We start from the raw sequence: 17,208 nt of genomic DNA on the forward strand, positions 1-17,208 counted from the left end.
CGGAGTTATATGCCGCCTCATGTATTTTAATGAAGCCTCGGCTCAGGCTTCATTAACTTTCCGCCATCTAATCAATGGAGCCTGAACCTAACGCCAGCCTACGGAAACACCGCCCGTAAAACTCCCGTGCTCACAATGCCAATTGCCATCGTCGGCAAAAGTGCCCAGCGCGTTGCCGCGAAAACCGTAATAGCCAAACCCGCTAAATCCGTCGGCCGGCCAGAAGCAAAGCTCGGCGCCAAGACAGAAATCAACACACAGCCGGGGATAATATCCATCATCGCCGTTGCACGCGGGGACAGACGCTTGCCTCCCAGCAGAAGATAACCACCAATACGCGTCAGATAAGTTGTAATGCCCATACCAATAATGGTCAGAGCCGAATCCCAATGAATCATCCGACCCTCCGCACAATACATGCTGCGGTCAGAGCGCCTGCCACAGTTCCCGCAGGCACACACCACGCCCCCGGATACAGCCGATACACCACAACCCCCACCAACAGGCTCACAATCCACGGTATGGACATACGATGGTCTTTCCACATGCCACGCAAAATCACGAGAAAAACCGCCGGGAACGCCATATCAAACCCATAGCGCGTTAAGTCCCCGATCTTCGCCCCCAAATAAGCTCCGAGAAACGTACTCAGAAGCCACGTAGCATACAGGCACCACCCCAAGCCGAAATAATATCCAGCACTGAATTTTTGGCGTTTTTGCGTGTCTGACAACGACAAGGCCCATGTCTCATCACACATCAAAAACAACCACAAAAGCGCCTTACGCCGGGGAACCTCTTTCAACCACGGCGCCAAAGCCGCCCCCATCAACACATGGCGGCAATTAATCAATAAGGTCACACCAATAATCAGCGCTACAGGTAAAGGATTCGCCCATAAATTCACCGCTGCGAACTCTGAACCACCCCCGTAATTCAACCCTGTCATGAGCGGTACACTAAACACACTCACTCCTTGCTGGACCGCTTGCCGTCCCAACAAAAGACCAAAGGGGATAAACCCAATCATCACCGGAATTGAGGTACGCATACCCCTTAGAAATTCCGGCCAAAAGCCCCCATCTAGGGCCGAACGTGGTGCGACAGTATCAGACATGCGCGTGTGTATATCGCCTCCGGACCTTTCAGCAACCAAAACGCACACCACCTCGAAATTCTTACCTTTTTTTTTAATAGAGGCCACATAGCTCTCGTGAGAGGGTGCACACCCTTACCCCGTACTTTGTTCCATTTTTCTCTCCATAATGAGAGCGCCAGATACAAGGAGAATGGCATGCATCGACGTCTCTTTAACGCCATCCTTGCAGGACTTGGGCTCTCTCTCAGTGGGCATGTAGCGCGCGCTATTGCGCAAGGCACTCCCGTCAGTACGGAGAGTTTTCTCCTCACAACGAATGGCTGGGTTCCCAACAACCAAAAACTCCCAGTCATCGTGTACCGCAACGCTCTCAGCACCAATGCCCCCGACCCCGCCAGTACATTTGAAGAGCTATTTCAAACCAATGGCTGGCCCCCTCAATGGCGCAATGGCGTTTATCCTTTTCACCATTACCACACAGAAGGCCATGAGGTTTTGGGCATTTATAGTGGCTCAGCACAACTCATGATCGGCGGCCCATCCGCCCGGAAAATGGACGTCCATGCAGGAGACATTCTGCTGCTCCCGGCAGGCACAGGCCATATGAAAATCTCCGCCGATAATCAGTTCGGTGTTGTCGGTGCATATCCACCTGACCAGAGCTTTGACATTGTCCGCAAAGCCCCAAGCGATGCACAATTACAACGCCTCACTAAACTTTCTTTTCCCACCACAGACCCAGTGTGTGGACAGGACGGCCCTGTTCCACATGACTGGCATTATGGGTGAATGACCATGCTGAAACGTCGTACCGTCCTACGCAACACTCTCCTCGGTGCTGTAATGAGTGCTGCCGCCGCCACACTGCCAGTACACGCTCAAGCAGCAGCCCATCCGCTGAAAATTGGCATCATTGGCGCTGGTGACGTCGCTCAAACTCTTGGTGGCCTACTGATCAAAGCAGGACATCCCATCATGCTCTCCGCCCGCAATGTCCAAGAGGCACAATCCGCTGCGGCAGAACTCGGTTCACTCGCTTCCGCCGGAACTCCCAACGACGCCGCCAATTTTGGTGACGTTGTTATTCTTGCTGTACCGTATAAAGCCATGCCATCCGTCGGCCAAAAGCTAAGCCCACTCCTGCACGGTAAAACCCTCATTGATGCAACAAACGCTTATTGGTTCCGCGATGGAAGCCTTGCCGAACAAGCAAATGAAAAAGGGATTGGTGTGCTAAGCCAAAGCTATTTCCCCGGCGCAGTTTTAATACGTGCATTTAATTCCATTGATATGGCTGTTTTACGTTCTGAAGCCTTTCGTTCCCCGCCACGGCTAGCGGTCCCCATCGCTGGAGACTCTCTAAACGCCGTCAAAACCGTCCAAAACCTTGCAACCGAGATGGGTTTTGACCCTGTCCTCACTGGTGGCCTTGCCTCCGCAACACTCTTCCAATCCGGTCATCCTGGCTTTGAAGTCAAAGACGACGTCAACGGCCTAAAACGCGCATTGGGTCTTTAAAAGCAGCACCGCATCGTAGTGCCGTGAGCGAGCCACTCAGCAGCTTACGGCACATCATAATAAACGCACCCCGCCTCTTTCTCAGAACCAACAAGACAACGCGTAACCTCTATTCGCATGCTGCAAAATCATGCACTGTCATCATCATGCGCGTACTCTCCACCCTCACAGCCTTCCTGCTTTCAAGCGTTGTCGCCCATGCGGCAGCGGAAAGCCCTACGGATATCATTGCCCATGCTCCACAAAGCGCATGGCGAACAATCCCGCCGGAGCAACTCTTGCTCATGACCATGGGGAATGGTCGGCACGTCCTCATTGCCCTTGCGCCTGATTTTGCCCCCACACATGTTGCCAATATTCTTGAACTGACACGAGCCCACGCATGGGACGCAGGCGCTATCATCCGCGTACAAGAAAATTATGTTGTGCAATGGCGCGTCCATAACGAACAGACACCTCCACCCCAGCACTTTGTTACACAGCCCGCAGCAGAATATGACCGCCCCCTCACGGGCCTCTCATTTCATCCTCTCACGACACCAGACCCCTACGCCCCACAAGCAGGCTTTGCCTCCGAATGGGCCATCGGAACGGACGGAACACACGCTTGGCCCGCCCAATGTTACGGTACCATCGGCGTAGCACGAGGCATGCCACCCGATACAGGTGACGGACGCGAACTCTATGTTATCAACGGTGAAGCCCCACGCCAACTTGACCGCAACCTCGCCGTGGTTGGGCGCGTCCTCACAGGAATGGAAAATTTAAATGCACTACCACGAGGGACGGGCCCTTTAGGCTTTTATACAAAGCCCAACCAAAACATGCCGATCAAAAACATAAAGCTCGTCGTAGATTTACCACCAGAAAAACGCCCACGCATACAAGTCATGCGCACCGACAGCGCTGCTTTCGATCACTATCTCGCAGCACGTGCCGCACGGACAGAGGCGTTTTTTGTCCATGCAGCACATGGAGTCGCTTTATGTAACGTGCCCATTCCATCACGAGAAATCGCCACGCCATAAAACGAGATCGCCACAAAAAAGCCGTTTTTTAAACACCACCCGAACTCATGCCATTTCAATAAATGGCATGAGAGTAATCAACCTCTTACTCTTCGCGCATTTCTGCGTTCAAACCCATAATATGAGCCAGCCGCTCTAATCGACGCCGAACATTGCTGCCTGCTGCCCGCACTGACCGTGCGCCGAGGATAAGCACAAGCGTCTCTTCTTCAACCAGAATACGGCATTCTTCCAGTAAGATCGTCGTCCCTGCACATAACGCATAAGCAAGACGTAATACCTGCCCCAAACGGGTCGCGCGCTCTATTTCCGTACGCGAGAGCAAATAACGCGACGGTTCAATCAAAGTAGAATCTGTTGCCGCTTCATAACGCACCGCTAGGGTAAGACCAATAAATGCCCGCGCACTATGCTCAAACCCAACACCATAACAGTGCATCACGCGCTGGTAGGTTTGCTCAGCGCGATACTCTGGATGATCATACGACCCAATATCTGACAGCGTACATGCCAAGGTCCGTAAACGTTTCTGCGCCGGTGTCTCCCCCGGGAAGAGCGGTGCTGTCCATCCCACCAGCTCCTGAGACAATGCTGGATTCCGCGCCAAACGCCCTGCCATTTCATCAGCCAGAGCCGTCATTGGGTCATCACCCGCAACCGATGATGCCACGTGCTTCATATACCAGCCTTCACGCAGGCCATCGATGCTGAATACAACCTTAGATGGGCGCACACGCTCCATCAGGCTCCGCAAAACAGTCGCAGCAAACGGCGCATCTGCTAAACGTTTACGCGGCGTATTCGGTAATTTTTCAAGCGTACGCCGTGGCGCATCCACAACCCAATCCACCATCTCCCGGCATTCACCTTCAGACATGGTAAAAAGATGCACGAGGCTTAGAGGATAACGCGTACGCGCTATCTGCAAACGCGCCAAAGCACGGAAAGCCCCACCTACCAGATAAAGAGGCCGCCCCGTCATCCCGGGCAACCAATTCACTTCCGCGAGCATTTCATCCGCAATTTCACGCGCACGCTCCACACTACCCTGCGCCCGGTCCTGCAACCGAATAACGCCGAGCTTTGTCGTCACCGCTTCATGATACTGACTATCTGCCACATGGATGAGTTCCAAAGAACCACCGCCAATATCCGCTACCAAGCCATTGGCCGTTGGTAGCGAACACAGCACACCACGGGCAGCATAATCTGCCTCCTCAGTGCCTTCGAGAACCCGAATAGTCACACCCGGCATACGCGCACGAATGGCCGAAACAAAGTCCGGACCATTGCTCGCATCACGCACAGCCGCCGTTGCGACAACCTCAAACGGTTCCGCACCCATGGCCCGCGCCACAGTATGGAACCGTCCAAGAACGTCCATCGCAAGAGCGACGCCCTCTTCATTAAGACGGCCACTCGCGTCCAGTCCGCGACCAAGCTTAAGCGTAACTTTCTCGTTGAAAATAGGCAGCGGGTTGCGCACCACGCCCTCAAAAACAACAAGACGAACCGAGTTCGAACCGAGGTCAACAATTGCTGAACGCTGAGTGAAAGGAGGCATTATCGTCAGTCTTTACAGTTCAATCTTCGAGAACACGGTCTTGTCGTTCACGCGGCAAACGGCTTTCTGGCAAAGCCTTTTCCCGTGCGGCAGAACCACGCCCAGACAGTGAAGGGTTATGCATAAAATAGTCATGTGCCGAGAAAGGCTTACTCCCTGGCGCGACACGATGCCAACTCCCATCTTTCGACAGTGTCCAGCTTTGCAGCGTGTCTTTCAGATTAACCGTCATAATCTGACCCAAAATCTGCGCATGAACGGTTGTGTTCGTAATGGGCACCAGCGTTTCTACGCGCCAATCCATGTTACGCACCATCCAATCCGCAGATGAGATATAAACCTTAGCCTGATGCGACGGCATACGATGGCCATTACCGAACGCATAAATACGAGAATGCTCAAGAAAACGGCCCACAATGGACTTGATCTCAATGTTTTCCGATAGACCCGGCACACCTGGTCGCAAGCAGCAAATGCCACGGATAACACCAACAACCTTCACGCCAGCCTGAGATGCTTCATACAAAATATCAATCAACTCAGCATCAACAAGGCTGTTCATCTTCAGCCAGATTTTGGCCGGACGCCCCGCTTTCGCATGCTCGATTTCTTCACGAATCAACGCTTCCAAGGTTGAACGTGTCGTCATCGGAGAGAAAGCCAACGCATCCATCTTCTCCGGCGTTGCGTAGCCCGTCATGTAATTGAACAAGCGTGCCGAGTCAGATGCCAAGGTACGATCACACGTAAAGAAGGAAAGGTCCGTGTAAATCCGAGCGGTAATCGGGTGGTAATTACCCGTACCAAAATGCGCGTAGGAGCGCAGGTTATTACCTTCCCGACGGACCACCAAGCTCAACTTGGCATGCGTTTTCAGATGCGTGAACCCGAAGACAACCTGTACCCCTGCGGCTTCCAACGCACGGGACAAGCGGATATTGGCTTCTTCATCAAAACGCGCCCGCAATTCCACCATTGCTGTGACGGACTTACCAGATTCCGCAGCCTCAATCAGGGCCTGCACAATTGGACTGTCACGAGACGTACGATATAATGTTTGCTTAATGGACAGAACATTCGGGTCCCGCGCAGCCTGACGCAGGAACTGCACCACCACATCAAAGCTCTCAAACGGGTGATGAACGACTATATCTTTCGCACGAATGGCCGCGAAGCAATCTCCATCATAATCCAAAATCCGCTCAGGGAAACGCGGCGTATAGGATGGGAACACCAAGTCTGAGCGGTCATCCACAATCAATTGCTTCAGATCAACCACCCCGACAAAACCGGGCAGCACCATCACATCTTCATCGCCAACGCCGAGCTCTTCACCCAATTCGCGGCCCAGATCTTCCGGCAGGCGGCGGTCCAACGCCAGATGGATGCCTACACCACGACGGCGCTGCTTCAGAGCCGTCTCATACGAGCGGACCAAATCTTCGGCTTCATCTTCGAACTCAACATCCGTATCGCGGATAATCCGCAACACGCCAGCTTCCCCAATGATCAAACCTGGGAACAAACGGCTAGCGAACAGACGGATCAAATCTTCCAGAAGGATAAAGCGGATTTCGCTCGTCGCTTTCCCTTCCTCGTCAAGTCGAGCAGGCAGACGCACCAGACGCGGCAATTGCGTCGGCAGGAGCACCAAACCATCCATCACGGGCCCACCAGTGGTTTCATCTTTCAGACGAAGAACCAAGGCGAGACCCATATTCGGGATAAACGGCAAAGGATGCGAAGGATCAACAGCCAAAGGCGTCAGAACAGGGAAAACCCGCTCGTCAAAAATCGTTGAAAGCTGCGCATAATCCGCTTCATCCAACGTGTCCGGAGAGAGGATGCTAATCCCCGTTTCTTTCAACTCCGCTTCCAGAATACCCCAAACCCGTTGCTGCTCTTCCATCAGGAAGCGGGCTTTTTTCCGAATCGCGGCTAGTTGCTGAGCCGGTGCCAGACCATCAGGGCTGCGTACCACCATGCCTTCACGGACTTGTCCTACCAAACCCGCAACACGTACGGAGTAGAACTCATCCAGATTGCTTGCACTGATTGACAGAAATCGTACCCGCTCAAGCAGAGGGTTCTTGAGGCTCTCCGCCTCCTCAATCACGCGTTGGTTAAAGTCCAACCATGACACTTCACGGTTCAAAAAGCGTTCTGGAGACGTCCGCATTGCAGCATAATCCTGTACAGTCTTAGGGCTGGTCCGCCTCCGGGTCGTCCGCGTTGATGCCCCGCGCGTACGGGGTGTCGTTGCAGGCTTAGTGCTCGTTGACGTTGTACGACTACGCGTACGGCGCGGAGCGGGCTTTTTATCATCTGTCGTCACGTTAAAATCTTTCCCGGGACCTGGAGGAACGGCGCTGCAAAAGCTGCTCAATATATGCCGATGTTGTCAAACGTAGGTTTCGTGTCACACAATATTCCCCACTCTCCAAGCATCAACCCCTTAAATTTTTACTCATCGGGTTGCAGGAGGTCCGGCAGCACAGACAGCGCCAATGCGCGCGTAATCGGTGTACCTTTTGCCAATGCGGCGTCATCCAAACGTTGTACCGCTTCAACCAGCGCGTCTCCCGTCCGAGGCAAATGCCGCCATAACCAATCTGTCACTTGCTGCGACACAACAAGCTGCCGCCCCGCCAAAAGCGACAGCAGAAGACGGGCCCGCAATTCATCTTCCGGCTCAGAGGTCGCCGTTGTCGCGGTCGCGCGCAAACGGCTTGCCAAATCAGGCAACACACACACCGTTCGTGAAGGCGGCAAACGCCCCACCATCAACACACGATCACCAAAAGCCAAAGCATCATTCAGAAGATGTAATAATGTGGCTTCATCACCCGCTTGGTCAGCATTATCAATAGCAACGTGCCCAGCCACACGCACCCGCTCGTTTTTCGCTTCCGCGATAAAATCACGGGCATTCAAAATCGTCGCCGAATGTTGGGCAGCCCACATCGTCAATAAATGCGTTTTTCCAGTACCGGGTGCACCCCAGAGCCATAACCGGCCATCTGGCCATTTAGGGCGCGCCAACCACGCACGCGCTGCAACATTGGAAGGTGCCGGGATAAACCGCTCTGCCGTTAATGCGCTATGCCGCGCCAGCGAGAACGCTAACTGCTCGCCCCTCCCATCTGCCCGTCCAGACCTGCTCACTCTTGTTCCTCGGTCCCGCAGGATTGTTGCAATTGCACCATCATTTGATGGTCTTAGCACCCATTTTGCCGGAAGTGTAATATCCTCATGCGTGTTGCGCGTTACACCGCCGCAAAGCAATGCTAGAAGGGCCCCACGTTCTTGACCCTCGGAGTGCTTTCATGACCGACCAGTCCACCCCAAACTCGCCTGAACACACCACCACACAAGGAGCCAGCTACGCTCAGGCTGGGGTGGACATCGCTGCTGGTGATGCTTTTGTTGACGAAATCAAGGCTGATGCAAAAGCAACGAACCGCCCCGGCACAATGGGGGGCTTGGGTGGTTTTGGCGCTCTGTTCGACCTGAAAGCCGCTGGTTTTAAAGATCCCGTTCTCGTCAGCTGCACTGACGGCGTTGGCACCAAACTCATGGTCGCCATTGAAACAGGCCAGCATGCCGATGTCGGCGTAGATCTCGTCGCAATGTGCGTCAATGACCTCGTCGTCCAAGGGGCTACGCCGCTCTTCTTCCTTGATTATCTGGCAACAGGAAAGCTGGCGGTTCCTGATGCAGCAACCGTCGTTCGTGGCATTGCCCGTGCCTGCTCCGAATCAGGCTGTGCCCTCGTCGGCGGTGAAACGGCAGAAATGCCGGGCATGTATGCTCCCGGCCATTATGACCTCGCCGGGTTCAGCGTCGGTGCGGCGGAGCGTGATGCGCTTCTGCCCGCAGGTATCTGCGCAGGTGATACGCTAATCGGTCTGCCCTCATCTGGCGTACACTCCAACGGCTTCTCATTAGTCCGCGAAGTGGTACGCATGTCTGGCCTCGCATGGGATGCACCCGCACCCTTCGCTGAAGGAAAGACCTTGGCTGAAGCGCTTCTTACGCCAACCAAGCTCTATGTCCGCACGGTTCTGGACCTACATGCTGCAAACCTTCTGCATGGTTGCGCCCATATCACAGGCGGTGGCCTGCCAGGCAACCTGCCGCGCGTCTTACCAAAAGGTCTGGGCGTAGAGGTCAATGGCAGCGCATGGGCCATCCCACCTGTCTTCCAGTGGCTGGCACAAACCGGCAAGGTCGCTACGGACGAAATGCTCCGCGTCTTTAACTGTGGCGTCGGCATGGTTCTCGTCACGCCAGAACCTGAGAAGGTCCTCGCCAAGCTGGAAGAACGCGGCGAAACAGGCTTCGTCATGGGCAAAATTGTCGAAAGCGAAACCGAATACAGCCTCACAGCACCGGTCTCCTTCGACTAATGACCACCAGTAAAACCCCCATTGCAATCTTGATCAGCGGGCGCGGCAGTAACATGCGCGCCCTGATTGATGCGTGTGCTCGCCCCGATTTTCCAGCCCGTATTGCTCTCGTCCTCAGCAACCGCCCGGATGCTCCGGGGTTGCAAGTCGCGGCTGATGCTGGCCTCGAAACCCTTGCGATTGATCACAAACTGTTTGGGAAAGATCGCGAAGCACATGAACGCGTTGTCCACGACGCGCTTCAAAAAGCAGGCATCCACGTCATCTGCCTTGCTGGTTATATGCGCGTCCTAACGCCCTTTTTGGTGACCGCTTGGGAGGGGAAAATGCTCAATATCCACCCTTCTCTGCTGCCAAAATTTCCAGGACTACACACCCATGAGCGCGCCATTGCCGAAGGCGAAGCCGAGCATGGATGCACCGTTCACCTTGTTACCGCTGGCGTAGATGAAGGCCCCATCCTCGGCCAAGCACGCGTGCCCGTGCTCAAAAGTGATACGCCAGACAGCCTAGCCGCCCGCGTACTTGAGCAAGAACACACACTATATCCAAACGTCCTCAAAACGTTTTTAGCGTAAAAACTCTTAGAAAGCCGACACCGTCTATGCTTGCAGCACGCCTTACCCTAGGTCTCTGCCTCATCTTGGCCGGTACGGTCATCACGCTTCATGCTTCCGCCCTGCCCTATGCACTCTGGCAGGGCGACGAGTATGATTATTTCTATAATCAAGCCCATACCGGCAGAAGCTTCTTCTGGCATCGCCTCCTTTTTTGGAGCCCACGTCCACTTTCTGAAGTGATCATTGCCCTCTATGGCCTGTGCGTCGCCCGGATACACGCCCCCCTCATTGGGCCTATGCTCAGCACGATATGGACACTCTGCGCCACACTCGCTTTCCTACCAACGCTCCTGTGTCGTACCATTCCACAGAGTACACGCCTCTTTCTTGTCGCGTTGAGCAGTATCCTTGTTTTCTTAGGCCACCCTATCGCGGATCTCATGTTCTGGCCTATGGCAACAGCCGCTCACCTGCCAGTCTTAGCGACAGCGTTCTGCCTTACTTTAAACACCCTCACGCACACAGAACGCCCGTGGCTCACGGCCCTATGCCTTAGCGTTGCGGCTGTCTCTAGCGAAGCTGGGTTTTTCTTGTCCGGCGCTTATCTTTGCTTCACAGCCCTCTTTGCCTTGATACGCTCTCACCAGAAGAGGAAATCCCTTCAAATACTCTGTGTCCCCACAGCTTTATGCCTCTTTGTTCTATGGCGTCTATTCGCCGGACGTATAGGTCTTCCACACCCGCACAATACCCCTACACAGGGCGCCATCCTTCAAAGTATCCGCAGCAGTCTCATTCCTTTTGTGCAGAACCTCGCCATCCTCGACCCAATGGACATAAGCACCGGCGAGCGTGGCAGCGGCACGGCTCTGCACGGCATAATCCTAAAAATACTCATCGCATTCAGTTGCTTCACAGCACTACGCGCTACCAATATCCGCCCGTCTTTACACAGCCTGACGATCCTCAGCCTCTCTTTTCTCGCCTGCAACGCGCTGATCATTGCCAGTGCTTATTACGAGTTTGGCTTCCTCTGCTGCCAGCGCCATGAAACCCTACGCCTAGATGTCAGCCTTTTACTCGCCATGCTGGCCGGAGGGTATGCCGCCCGCACACTGCCTCCCCTACACCGCACACAGCACACACTCCAACTGATCGCCTATGCCTGCCTGATCATATTCACTTTAGATACCGCGCGATGGCGCTACGCTGATATGGCTCTTTTCCTACGCTCCCGCCCACTTGAAGCCCAAGCGCGCGCCGCCACATGGCAGTCTGGACTCTCTGCCAGCCCTATAATGACCATGTCACAAGGCACAAACTCGCCACTATTTTATTACTGGCCATGGGAGCCAGGACATTACTTAGCAGGCGGAACAGGTTGGGACGTGCAATCCATGATGAAGTTCTTCAACAAAACACAACTCATCGTTCTACCGCCACGCCCCGTGAGCATCCCCACACGCACACATTAAAATTACGATGTTAAAGCAAGAGTGAAAATATACCTTCATACTGAATAGGCCCCTGCCTTACCGCTAGTCACTGCCCACACACAGCATGGCGCGTATTTATATATTTGCAGGATTCAGCCCTCGTTTAAGAAGGGTCTTCGTTATTGTTGACGATGATGCACATCAGATTTAACCGCAAAATAAACGAATCAAAAAAACCTAACCGCCAACAACGCTTGTTCTTTGCACGGGCAGGTATAGCGCGCGCAGCCAAAAAGAACTCCTTTAAAAACATACTCTCCGATGAAGACGATCAGAGATAAACCTCATCTCCCTCCATCAAAACGCAACTACCAGTAACGCAGAACCAACGTCTCATACGTTGCAAGAGCTGACCCACAGAGCATGGCAAGCATCACCATAGCATCACCACTGCGCCACATCCGCACACCCCAATGACGCGGCACTTCCGGCAAGAGCAGCACGAAAAACAACGACAAACCCAAATAATAGCGCCCTTGGAGCCCTAAAATCAGAGACTGCCCCACCGGCGTCCAAATCATATAAAGCGCGAGGCTCACACCGCAGAACGTGGCACCAATAATCGCCAATACGCTCAGGCGTTGTCCCCATGCTGCCACACCCCGCCGAAACCGAGCTTGCAGCACAGCCGAAATCAAACCGTAAAGAGCAGCGATTTCAACGATACGGCTAAACCACGTGACAACCGGGGCGTCTAACCACCCCAAAACGCCAACATATTGCTGATAAAGGCCTGCACCAAAGGCCTGAATGGTTCGGATCACCAACACCACCGCTACCCACGGGTGATGAAATAACCTTAGAGCCTGACGTTTCCCATTCACCGCACCACTGCCGCCCGTCGTAATATCCACCGGGTGCATGCCATAAACGCTCCACAGCCCCATCACAGCCAGAGCAATCACAGCAACACACACCGCACGGAGACGATGCTCACGCACCGCAGACAATAACGACAGAAACGCCATCATCACATAAGGCGGTTTCGACGCTAAAAGCGCGCCCAAAAGCACGGCTAGCACAGCCCAATACCAAGGCCGCTCCGCCAAAGGCCCCCGTATATGGGTCAATAGCGCCACACACAGCGCACAACTTGCAATGAACAGTCCGTCTTGTGAGCAAGACGCATAAAGTGACAGCGTCATCGGGAGAGAGAGTACAAGCGCCATCAAAACGCGTCCACGTCGCGTCACAACCAGCGCCAAAGCGGCTAAGGCCACACAACCAAGAACAGACGCCAAACGCCCCATGTAAAACGACACCAACACAGAGCGGTGCGTCACACGGCCCAGATCAATACCTAAGGCCTGCGGGATATAAAAAAACGGCGCATAAATAACAGTATTCGGAAAACTAGCCTGCTCACGCGGCGTGTCCCAATGATCCTCTCGCGCAGCCAAAATCTGCGTTACCGTTACCTTGTGATCATAATGGAAAAAGAGATCATTAAAACGATAGGCGAAATGCGCCGCGCCCTGTGGCAATACACCACCACTGCTCCACGGGCTTAAACGGTCCCCTACAATATGGCCTTCGCCAATTTGTGCCGCTCGAAGAAAATGATGTTCTTCATCAGGAACCTGAATCGGCGGCGTTAAAAACACCATTCCAACCAGCACTAGCCCGATGATCAACGCCCATAAAAACGCAAAAAACCGCCCATAGGCGGCCTCATCAGACAAGACCGCAGCCAAAAACCTACGGTACATATTGCCTCCATACAGTCCTCAGCTGGCCGAAACCAGCCGAGGTCACCAACCGTGAGATTACGGCAGGATTTCTGTTTCAGCAAAGAAGAATGCGATTTCGTTCTTCGCATTTTCCAGGCTGTCAGAGCCGTGTACGGAGTTTGCTTCGATGCTTTCAGCAAACAGCTTACGGACTGTGCCTTCTGCTGCGTCGCTTGGGTTCGTTGCGCCCATCACTTCACGGTGCTTAGCAACAGCGTTCTCAGCTTGCAGAACCTGAACAACAACTGGCTCAGCAATCATGGAAGCAACGAGGCTGCCGTAGAAAGGACGTGCAGCATGCACAGCGTAGAATGCGCCAGCTTGCTTTTCGCTCAGCTGAATGCGCTTTTGAGCAACGATACGCAGGCCAGCGTCTTCGAACACAGCATTGATTTTGCCGGTCAGGTTACGCTTCGTTGCGTCGGGCTTAATGATGGAAAGCGTGCGCTCAAGAGCCATTTGTCTTCTCCTAATGAAGCAAAAGGTAAAACTCGTCAGTCCCCTAGAGCAAAATCTGCGTTCCTGATAGGTCTGACATAATTTTTTAGCATAATATCCACTTTCCTCTGCTGCGCGAGTCCTGCTTTGAGCCTTTTGACCATTTCCGACCTGACCCTCCGCATCGCCGGACGTACCCTTCTGGACAATGCGTCCTTAAATGTGGACCCCGGGCGCAAAATTGGCCTTGTCGGCCGTAATGGTGCAGGAAAATCAACACTTCTTGCCGCTATTGCGGGCGATATCAGCCCCGATGGCGGCACCATCACCCTCGCGAACCGCGCGACAATGGGCCGCGTGAAACAAGAGACCCCTTCCGGAAATACATCCCTGATCGACACCGTGCTGGAAGGAGACCTCGAACGCACGCAGCTCTTACACGCGGCAGAAACGGAAACAGACCCCACACGCATCGCCGATGTGCATGAACGCCTCATCGCCATTGATGCCTATACAGCCCCAGCGCGCGCGGGTGCGATTCTCTCAGGTCTCGGCTTTGACCAAGAGGCACAACTCCGCTCTGTGTCCGATTTTTCGGGCGGTTGGCGTATGCGTGTCTCCCTTGCCACGGCCCTCTTCCTGAGCCCCGACCTGCTCTTGCTCGATGAGCCAACCAACCATTTGGACATTGAAGCCGTACTATGGCTGGAATCATGGCTCGCCAAATTCCCCGGCGCCGCCATCATCGTCAGCCATGATCGCTCCTTGCTGGATAACACCGTAGATGCCATCGCGCATCTGGATCGTGGCAATCTAAGCCTCACCCCCGGCGGCTATGACAACTTCATCCGCATCCGCACCGAGCAAGCGCTACAGCAAAACCGTATGGCAGAACGCGTCGCCACCCAACGCGCCCATATGCAGGCCTTTGTGGACCGCTTCCGCGCACAAGCGACCAAAGCACGCCAAGCGCAAGCGCGTATCAAAGCCCTCGAGAAACTCCCCCAAATTGATTCCGTCGTTGAAGACAGCCCCACACGCTTCAACTTCCCAGAACCCGCCCAACTCCCACCCCCTATGCTTACACTCGACCATGTCACAGCGGGCTATGGCGATCACATCGTTCTTAGCGGCCTTAACCAGCGGCTTGATATGGAAGACCGGATTGCACTTTTGGGCCAAAATGGGCGCGGTAAATCCACCTTTGCCAAAATCCTCGCAGGACGACTGGAACCATTAAAAGGCTCCGTCAAACATTCCTCTAAACTCCGCATTGGATATTTTGCACAACATCAATCCGATGAATTAGTGCTGTCCGATACGCCAATTGATCATATGGCCCGCGCTATGCCAGAGGCCACCCCCGTTGCGGTTCGCGCCCAGCTTGACCGCTTCGGCCTTGACGCCCTCCGTGCTGAAACCCGCGTAGCCGAACTCTCAGGGGGCGAAAAAGCACGCCTGCTCCTCGCCCTCGCCACGCGTGAAGCGCCACATCTTCTCCTTCTGGATGAACCAACCAACCATCTTGATCTTGATGCACGTGACGCCCTGATCCGCGCGCTTGCTGCTTTCCAAGGGGCTGTCATCCTCATCAGCCATGACAGCCACTTGGTCGAATCCGTGGCCGACCGATTCTGGCTGGTCGAAGGCGGCACCATCACTCCCTTTGATGGGGATATGGCCGAATATAAAGCATGGCTTATTGAGCGCGCCCGTAAAGCCCGCGCCGAAAATGCTGAACGTGCACGCACGCCACAAGAGGGTAATGACACCACTCAAACGTCAGCACCTTCCGCAGCCCAGCGCCGCGCGGACCGGAAAGAACTCACTCGCGCTCTGGCCCCTTTGCGCCGCAAGATTAAAGACGCGGAAACCAAATTAGCCCAAATCGCGAAAGAACTCGCTACCATCGAAGAAAAATTAGCGGACCCCGATCTCTACCAATCAGGAAACCCTGGCGATATTGCCTCCCTCAACGCACACCGTGCGGGACTAGAAGCCAAACAAGCAGAAATTGAGGAACTTTGGCTGGAAGCACAAACAGAACTCGAAGAGGCTTCCGCCTAAAACCCTCTCCATACTCACCTTCCTAGAGTTTTGTGAGCAAGCGACGGTCACAACATACTCTAGGGAATGATGGTCACACGCTGCCATCTGCTCTAACGTGACATTCCCGTTTTAGATCAAGGTGATTAACCATGCCGCTGCCTTTCCCTGGTTCCGCCCCTCAAGAAAACGAACCACGCGCACGGGAATTGCAACGCATTGCCACAGTTATGCGGGTTGCCCTTGCAATTGCCCTCACCATGCTCGCCATCTGGCTCATGGGAGACGTTCTCACCGTCGTCTTTGCCGCAACATTAGTCTCCATCGTTTTGCACGGCTTGGCACGTATCCTGCGCCGGGGTGTCCCGTTCCTCAACTATACCGCAGCAGTCGCCATCGTCGCACTTGTCTTGCTACTCCTGATGGTTGGTCTCGGCTGGAGCAGCGGTCCCGCAATTGGTGATCAGTTCTTGCGCCTTAAACAAGCTTTGATCGTCCAATCTGGGGGCCTCAAAGCCCAACTGTCAGATTCAACACTCGGCCGCATGATCCTCGACTACCTTCCCACGTCTTTGGGCGGCAATGCCAATAGCTCTGGTGGTCTCAGCAGCTTTGGCACCGGTATTGCAGGATCTGTCACAGGATTACTCAGCAGCGCTTTTGGTGTTTTAGGAACACTCGCCGTTGTCCTGATTGCTGGCTTGTACTTTGCCCTCTCACCTTCCCAATATATTGATGGCGTATTGCGCCTCATCCCTCCTGCGCAGCGCAGCACCGTCCGCAGCCTCATGCTCACCGCAGGCGCGACCCTATGGGCATGGACCGCAGGCCAAGCCCTCGACATGCTCGTCGTTGGACTTTTATCTGGTATCGGCCTCTATTTCATTGGCGTTCCACTCGCTTTAGCGCTCGGTGTCATCGCGGGTCTATGTAACTTCATTCCCTATATCGGCGCGATTATGGGGGCTGTTCCTGCCATTTTACTCGCGCTGTCCATGGGGCGAAAAGAGGCCCTTTTAGTCATCATCCTCTACAGCGTCATTCAATTCTTTGAAGGCAATGTCATGGCCCCGATGATCCAACGGCGCGCCGTACACATGCCACCTGCCATCGCCATTCTTTCCCAAACTGTTTTCAGCTCTATTCTTGGTATTCCAGGGCTAATTATCGCATCCCCACTCACGGCTGCCCTCCTCGCCGTGATGGATAAAGCAACCCCTCCACTCGAAGAGAACGTGCAAACCCGCCATGAACTTGAGGACGAAAACAGCTCATCCTAAAAACATACACATGGCATAATTTTTTCGCTTGCTCCTGACG

General features: G+C 54.1%; 15 protein-coding genes. 8 read left to right on the forward strand and 7 right to left on the reverse strand.

The window, feature by feature from the left end:
• Positions 1-98 precede the first annotated feature (98 nt).
• Positions 99-398 (reverse strand): AzlD family protein, encoded by a 300-nt coding sequence (locus KB213_RS00830; RefSeq protein WP_211679983.1) that lies wholly within the window; start codon positions 396-398, stop codon positions 99-101.
• Complete coding sequence (locus KB213_RS00835; protein ID WP_211679986.1) at positions 395-1,117, reverse strand: AzlC family ABC transporter permease; 723 nt, start codon at positions 1,115-1,117, stop codon at positions 395-397. The genes KB213_RS00830 and KB213_RS00835 overlap by 4 nt, the downstream gene beginning before the upstream one ends.
• 177 nt (positions 1,118-1,294) lie before the next feature.
• Here KB213_RS00835 and KB213_RS00840 point away from each other — a divergent pair, with 177 nt between their 5' ends.
• The 3 genes from KB213_RS00840 to KB213_RS00850 are packed head-to-tail and all read left to right on the forward strand — an operon-like array spanning position 1,295 to position 3,645.
• Positions 1,295-1,888: a cupin gene (locus tag KB213_RS00840; RefSeq protein ID WP_211679989.1), complete on the forward strand. Its 594-nt coding sequence runs from the start codon at positions 1,295-1,297 to the stop codon at positions 1,886-1,888.
• A 6-nt stretch (positions 1,889-1,894) separates the two neighbouring features.
• A complete protein-coding gene (locus KB213_RS00845; RefSeq protein WP_211679991.1) occupies positions 1,895-2,617 on the forward strand; it encodes an NADPH-dependent F420 reductase in 723 nt (240 codons plus the stop codon).
• A 23-nt stretch (positions 2,618-2,640) separates the two neighbouring features.
• Complete coding sequence (locus tag KB213_RS00850) at positions 2,641-3,645, forward strand: peptidylprolyl isomerase (protein ID WP_346266641.1); 1,005 nt, start codon at positions 2,641-2,643, stop codon at positions 3,643-3,645.
• An 85-nt stretch (positions 3,646-3,730) separates the two neighbouring features.
• On the opposite strand, the gene KB213_RS00855 is transcribed toward KB213_RS00850, so the two are convergent.
• The 3 genes from KB213_RS00855 to KB213_RS00865 all read right to left on the reverse strand — a co-directional run bounded on the left by KB213_RS00855 (position 3,731) and on the right by KB213_RS00865 (position 8,374).
• Entirely contained in the window at positions 3,731-5,209 is a 1,479-nt protein-coding gene (locus tag KB213_RS00855; RefSeq protein WP_211679993.1) for a Ppx/GppA family phosphatase, read from the reverse strand.
• A 19-nt stretch (positions 5,210-5,228) separates the two neighbouring features.
• Positions 5,229-7,544 carry an RNA degradosome polyphosphate kinase gene (locus tag KB213_RS00860; protein ID WP_211679996.1) on the reverse strand — a complete coding sequence of 772 codons (2,316 nt, stop codon included), beginning with the start codon at positions 7,542-7,544 and terminating at the stop codon, positions 5,229-5,231.
• Positions 7,545-7,672: 128 nt separating this feature from the next.
• The gene (locus tag KB213_RS00865) at positions 7,673-8,374 is read right to left on the reverse strand and encodes a chromosomal replication initiator DnaA (protein ID WP_211679999.1); all 702 of its coding nucleotides are present in this window, start codon (positions 8,372-8,374) and stop codon (positions 7,673-7,675) included.
• A gap of 161 nt (positions 8,375-8,535) precedes the next feature.
• Here KB213_RS00865 and purM point away from each other — a divergent pair, with 161 nt between their 5' ends.
• The 3 genes from purM to KB213_RS00880 are packed head-to-tail and all read left to right on the forward strand — an operon-like array spanning position 8,536 to position 11,653.
• Positions 8,536-9,618, forward strand: coding sequence for a phosphoribosylformylglycinamidine cyclo-ligase (purM, locus tag KB213_RS00870; RefSeq protein ID WP_211680002.1), 1,083 nt, complete (start codon positions 8,536-8,538; stop codon positions 9,616-9,618).
• A complete protein-coding gene (gene purN / locus KB213_RS00875) occupies positions 9,618-10,196 on the forward strand; it encodes a phosphoribosylglycinamide formyltransferase (RefSeq protein ID WP_211680005.1) in 579 nt (192 codons plus the stop codon). The genes purM and purN overlap by 1 nt, the downstream gene beginning before the upstream one ends.
• A gap of 26 nt (positions 10,197-10,222) precedes the next feature.
• On the forward strand, positions 10,223-11,653 hold the full coding sequence (locus tag KB213_RS00880; RefSeq protein ID WP_211680007.1) for a hypothetical protein: 1,431 nt from the start codon (positions 10,223-10,225) through the stop codon (positions 11,651-11,653).
• A gap of 329 nt (positions 11,654-11,982) precedes the next feature.
• Here the strand turns inward: KB213_RS00880 and KB213_RS00885 are convergent, their stop codons facing one another.
• Positions 11,983-13,383: a DUF2142 domain-containing protein gene (locus KB213_RS00885; RefSeq protein WP_211680010.1), complete on the reverse strand. Its 1,401-nt coding sequence runs from the start codon at positions 13,381-13,383 to the stop codon at positions 11,983-11,985.
• Between the two features lie 57 nt (positions 13,384-13,440).
• Positions 13,441-13,863, reverse strand: a complete 423-nt coding sequence (gene ndk, locus KB213_RS00890; protein WP_068167727.1) for a nucleoside-diphosphate kinase — start codon at positions 13,861-13,863, stop codon at positions 13,441-13,443.
• Positions 13,864-13,989: 126 nt separating this feature from the next.
• On the opposite strand from ndk, the gene KB213_RS00895 reads away from it, so the two are divergent.
• Together KB213_RS00895 and KB213_RS00900 are read left to right on the forward strand one after the other, a co-directional pair.
• A complete protein-coding gene (locus KB213_RS00895; protein ID WP_211680012.1) occupies positions 13,990-15,909 on the forward strand; it encodes an ABC-F family ATP-binding cassette domain-containing protein in 1,920 nt (639 codons plus the stop codon).
• 131 nt (positions 15,910-16,040) lie between these two features.
• Positions 16,041-17,168, forward strand: coding sequence for an AI-2E family transporter (locus KB213_RS00900; RefSeq protein ID WP_211680014.1), 1,128 nt, complete (start codon positions 16,041-16,043; stop codon positions 17,166-17,168).
• Positions 17,169-17,208: the final 40 nt, after the last annotated feature.

Source organism: Neokomagataea anthophila (assembly GCF_018122595.1).
Classification (GTDB): domain Bacteria; phylum Pseudomonadota; class Alphaproteobacteria; order Acetobacterales; family Acetobacteraceae; genus Gluconobacter; species Gluconobacter anthophilus.

Excerpts from the sequence above, each read along its gene's own strand:
- KB213_RS00830 (WP_211679983.1), bottom strand. The coding sequence starts at position 398 with ATGATTCATTGGGATTCGGCTCTGACCATTATTGGTATGGGCATTACA.
- KB213_RS00835 (WP_211679986.1), bottom strand. The coding sequence starts at position 1,117 with ATGTCTGATACTGTCGCACCACGTTCGGCCCTAGATGGGGGCTTTTGG.
- KB213_RS00840 (WP_211679989.1), top strand. The coding sequence starts at position 1,295 with ATGCATCGACGTCTCTTTAACGCCATCCTTGCAGGACTTGGGCTCTCT.
- KB213_RS00845 (WP_211679991.1), top strand. The coding sequence starts at position 1,895 with ATGCTGAAACGTCGTACCGTCCTACGCAACACTCTCCTCGGTGCTGTA.
- KB213_RS00855 (WP_211679993.1), bottom strand. The coding sequence starts at position 5,209 with ATGCCTCCTTTCACTCAGCGTTCAGCAATTGTTGACCTCGGTTCGAAC.
- purM (WP_211680002.1), top strand. The coding sequence starts at position 8,536 with ATGACCGACCAGTCCACCCCAAACTCGCCTGAACACACCACCACACAA.
- purN (WP_211680005.1), top strand. The coding sequence starts at position 9,618 with ATGACCACCAGTAAAACCCCCATTGCAATCTTGATCAGCGGGCGCGGC.
- KB213_RS00880 (WP_211680007.1), top strand. The coding sequence starts at position 10,223 with ATGCTTGCAGCACGCCTTACCCTAGGTCTCTGCCTCATCTTGGCCGGT.
- KB213_RS00885 (WP_211680010.1), bottom strand. The coding sequence starts at position 13,383 with ATGTACCGTAGGTTTTTGGCTGCGGTCTTGTCTGATGAGGCCGCCTAT.
- ndk (WP_068167727.1), bottom strand. The coding sequence starts at position 13,863 with ATGGCTCTTGAGCGCACGCTTTCCATCATTAAGCCCGACGCAACGAAG.
- KB213_RS00900 (WP_211680014.1), top strand. The coding sequence starts at position 16,041 with ATGCCGCTGCCTTTCCCTGGTTCCGCCCCTCAAGAAAACGAACCACGC.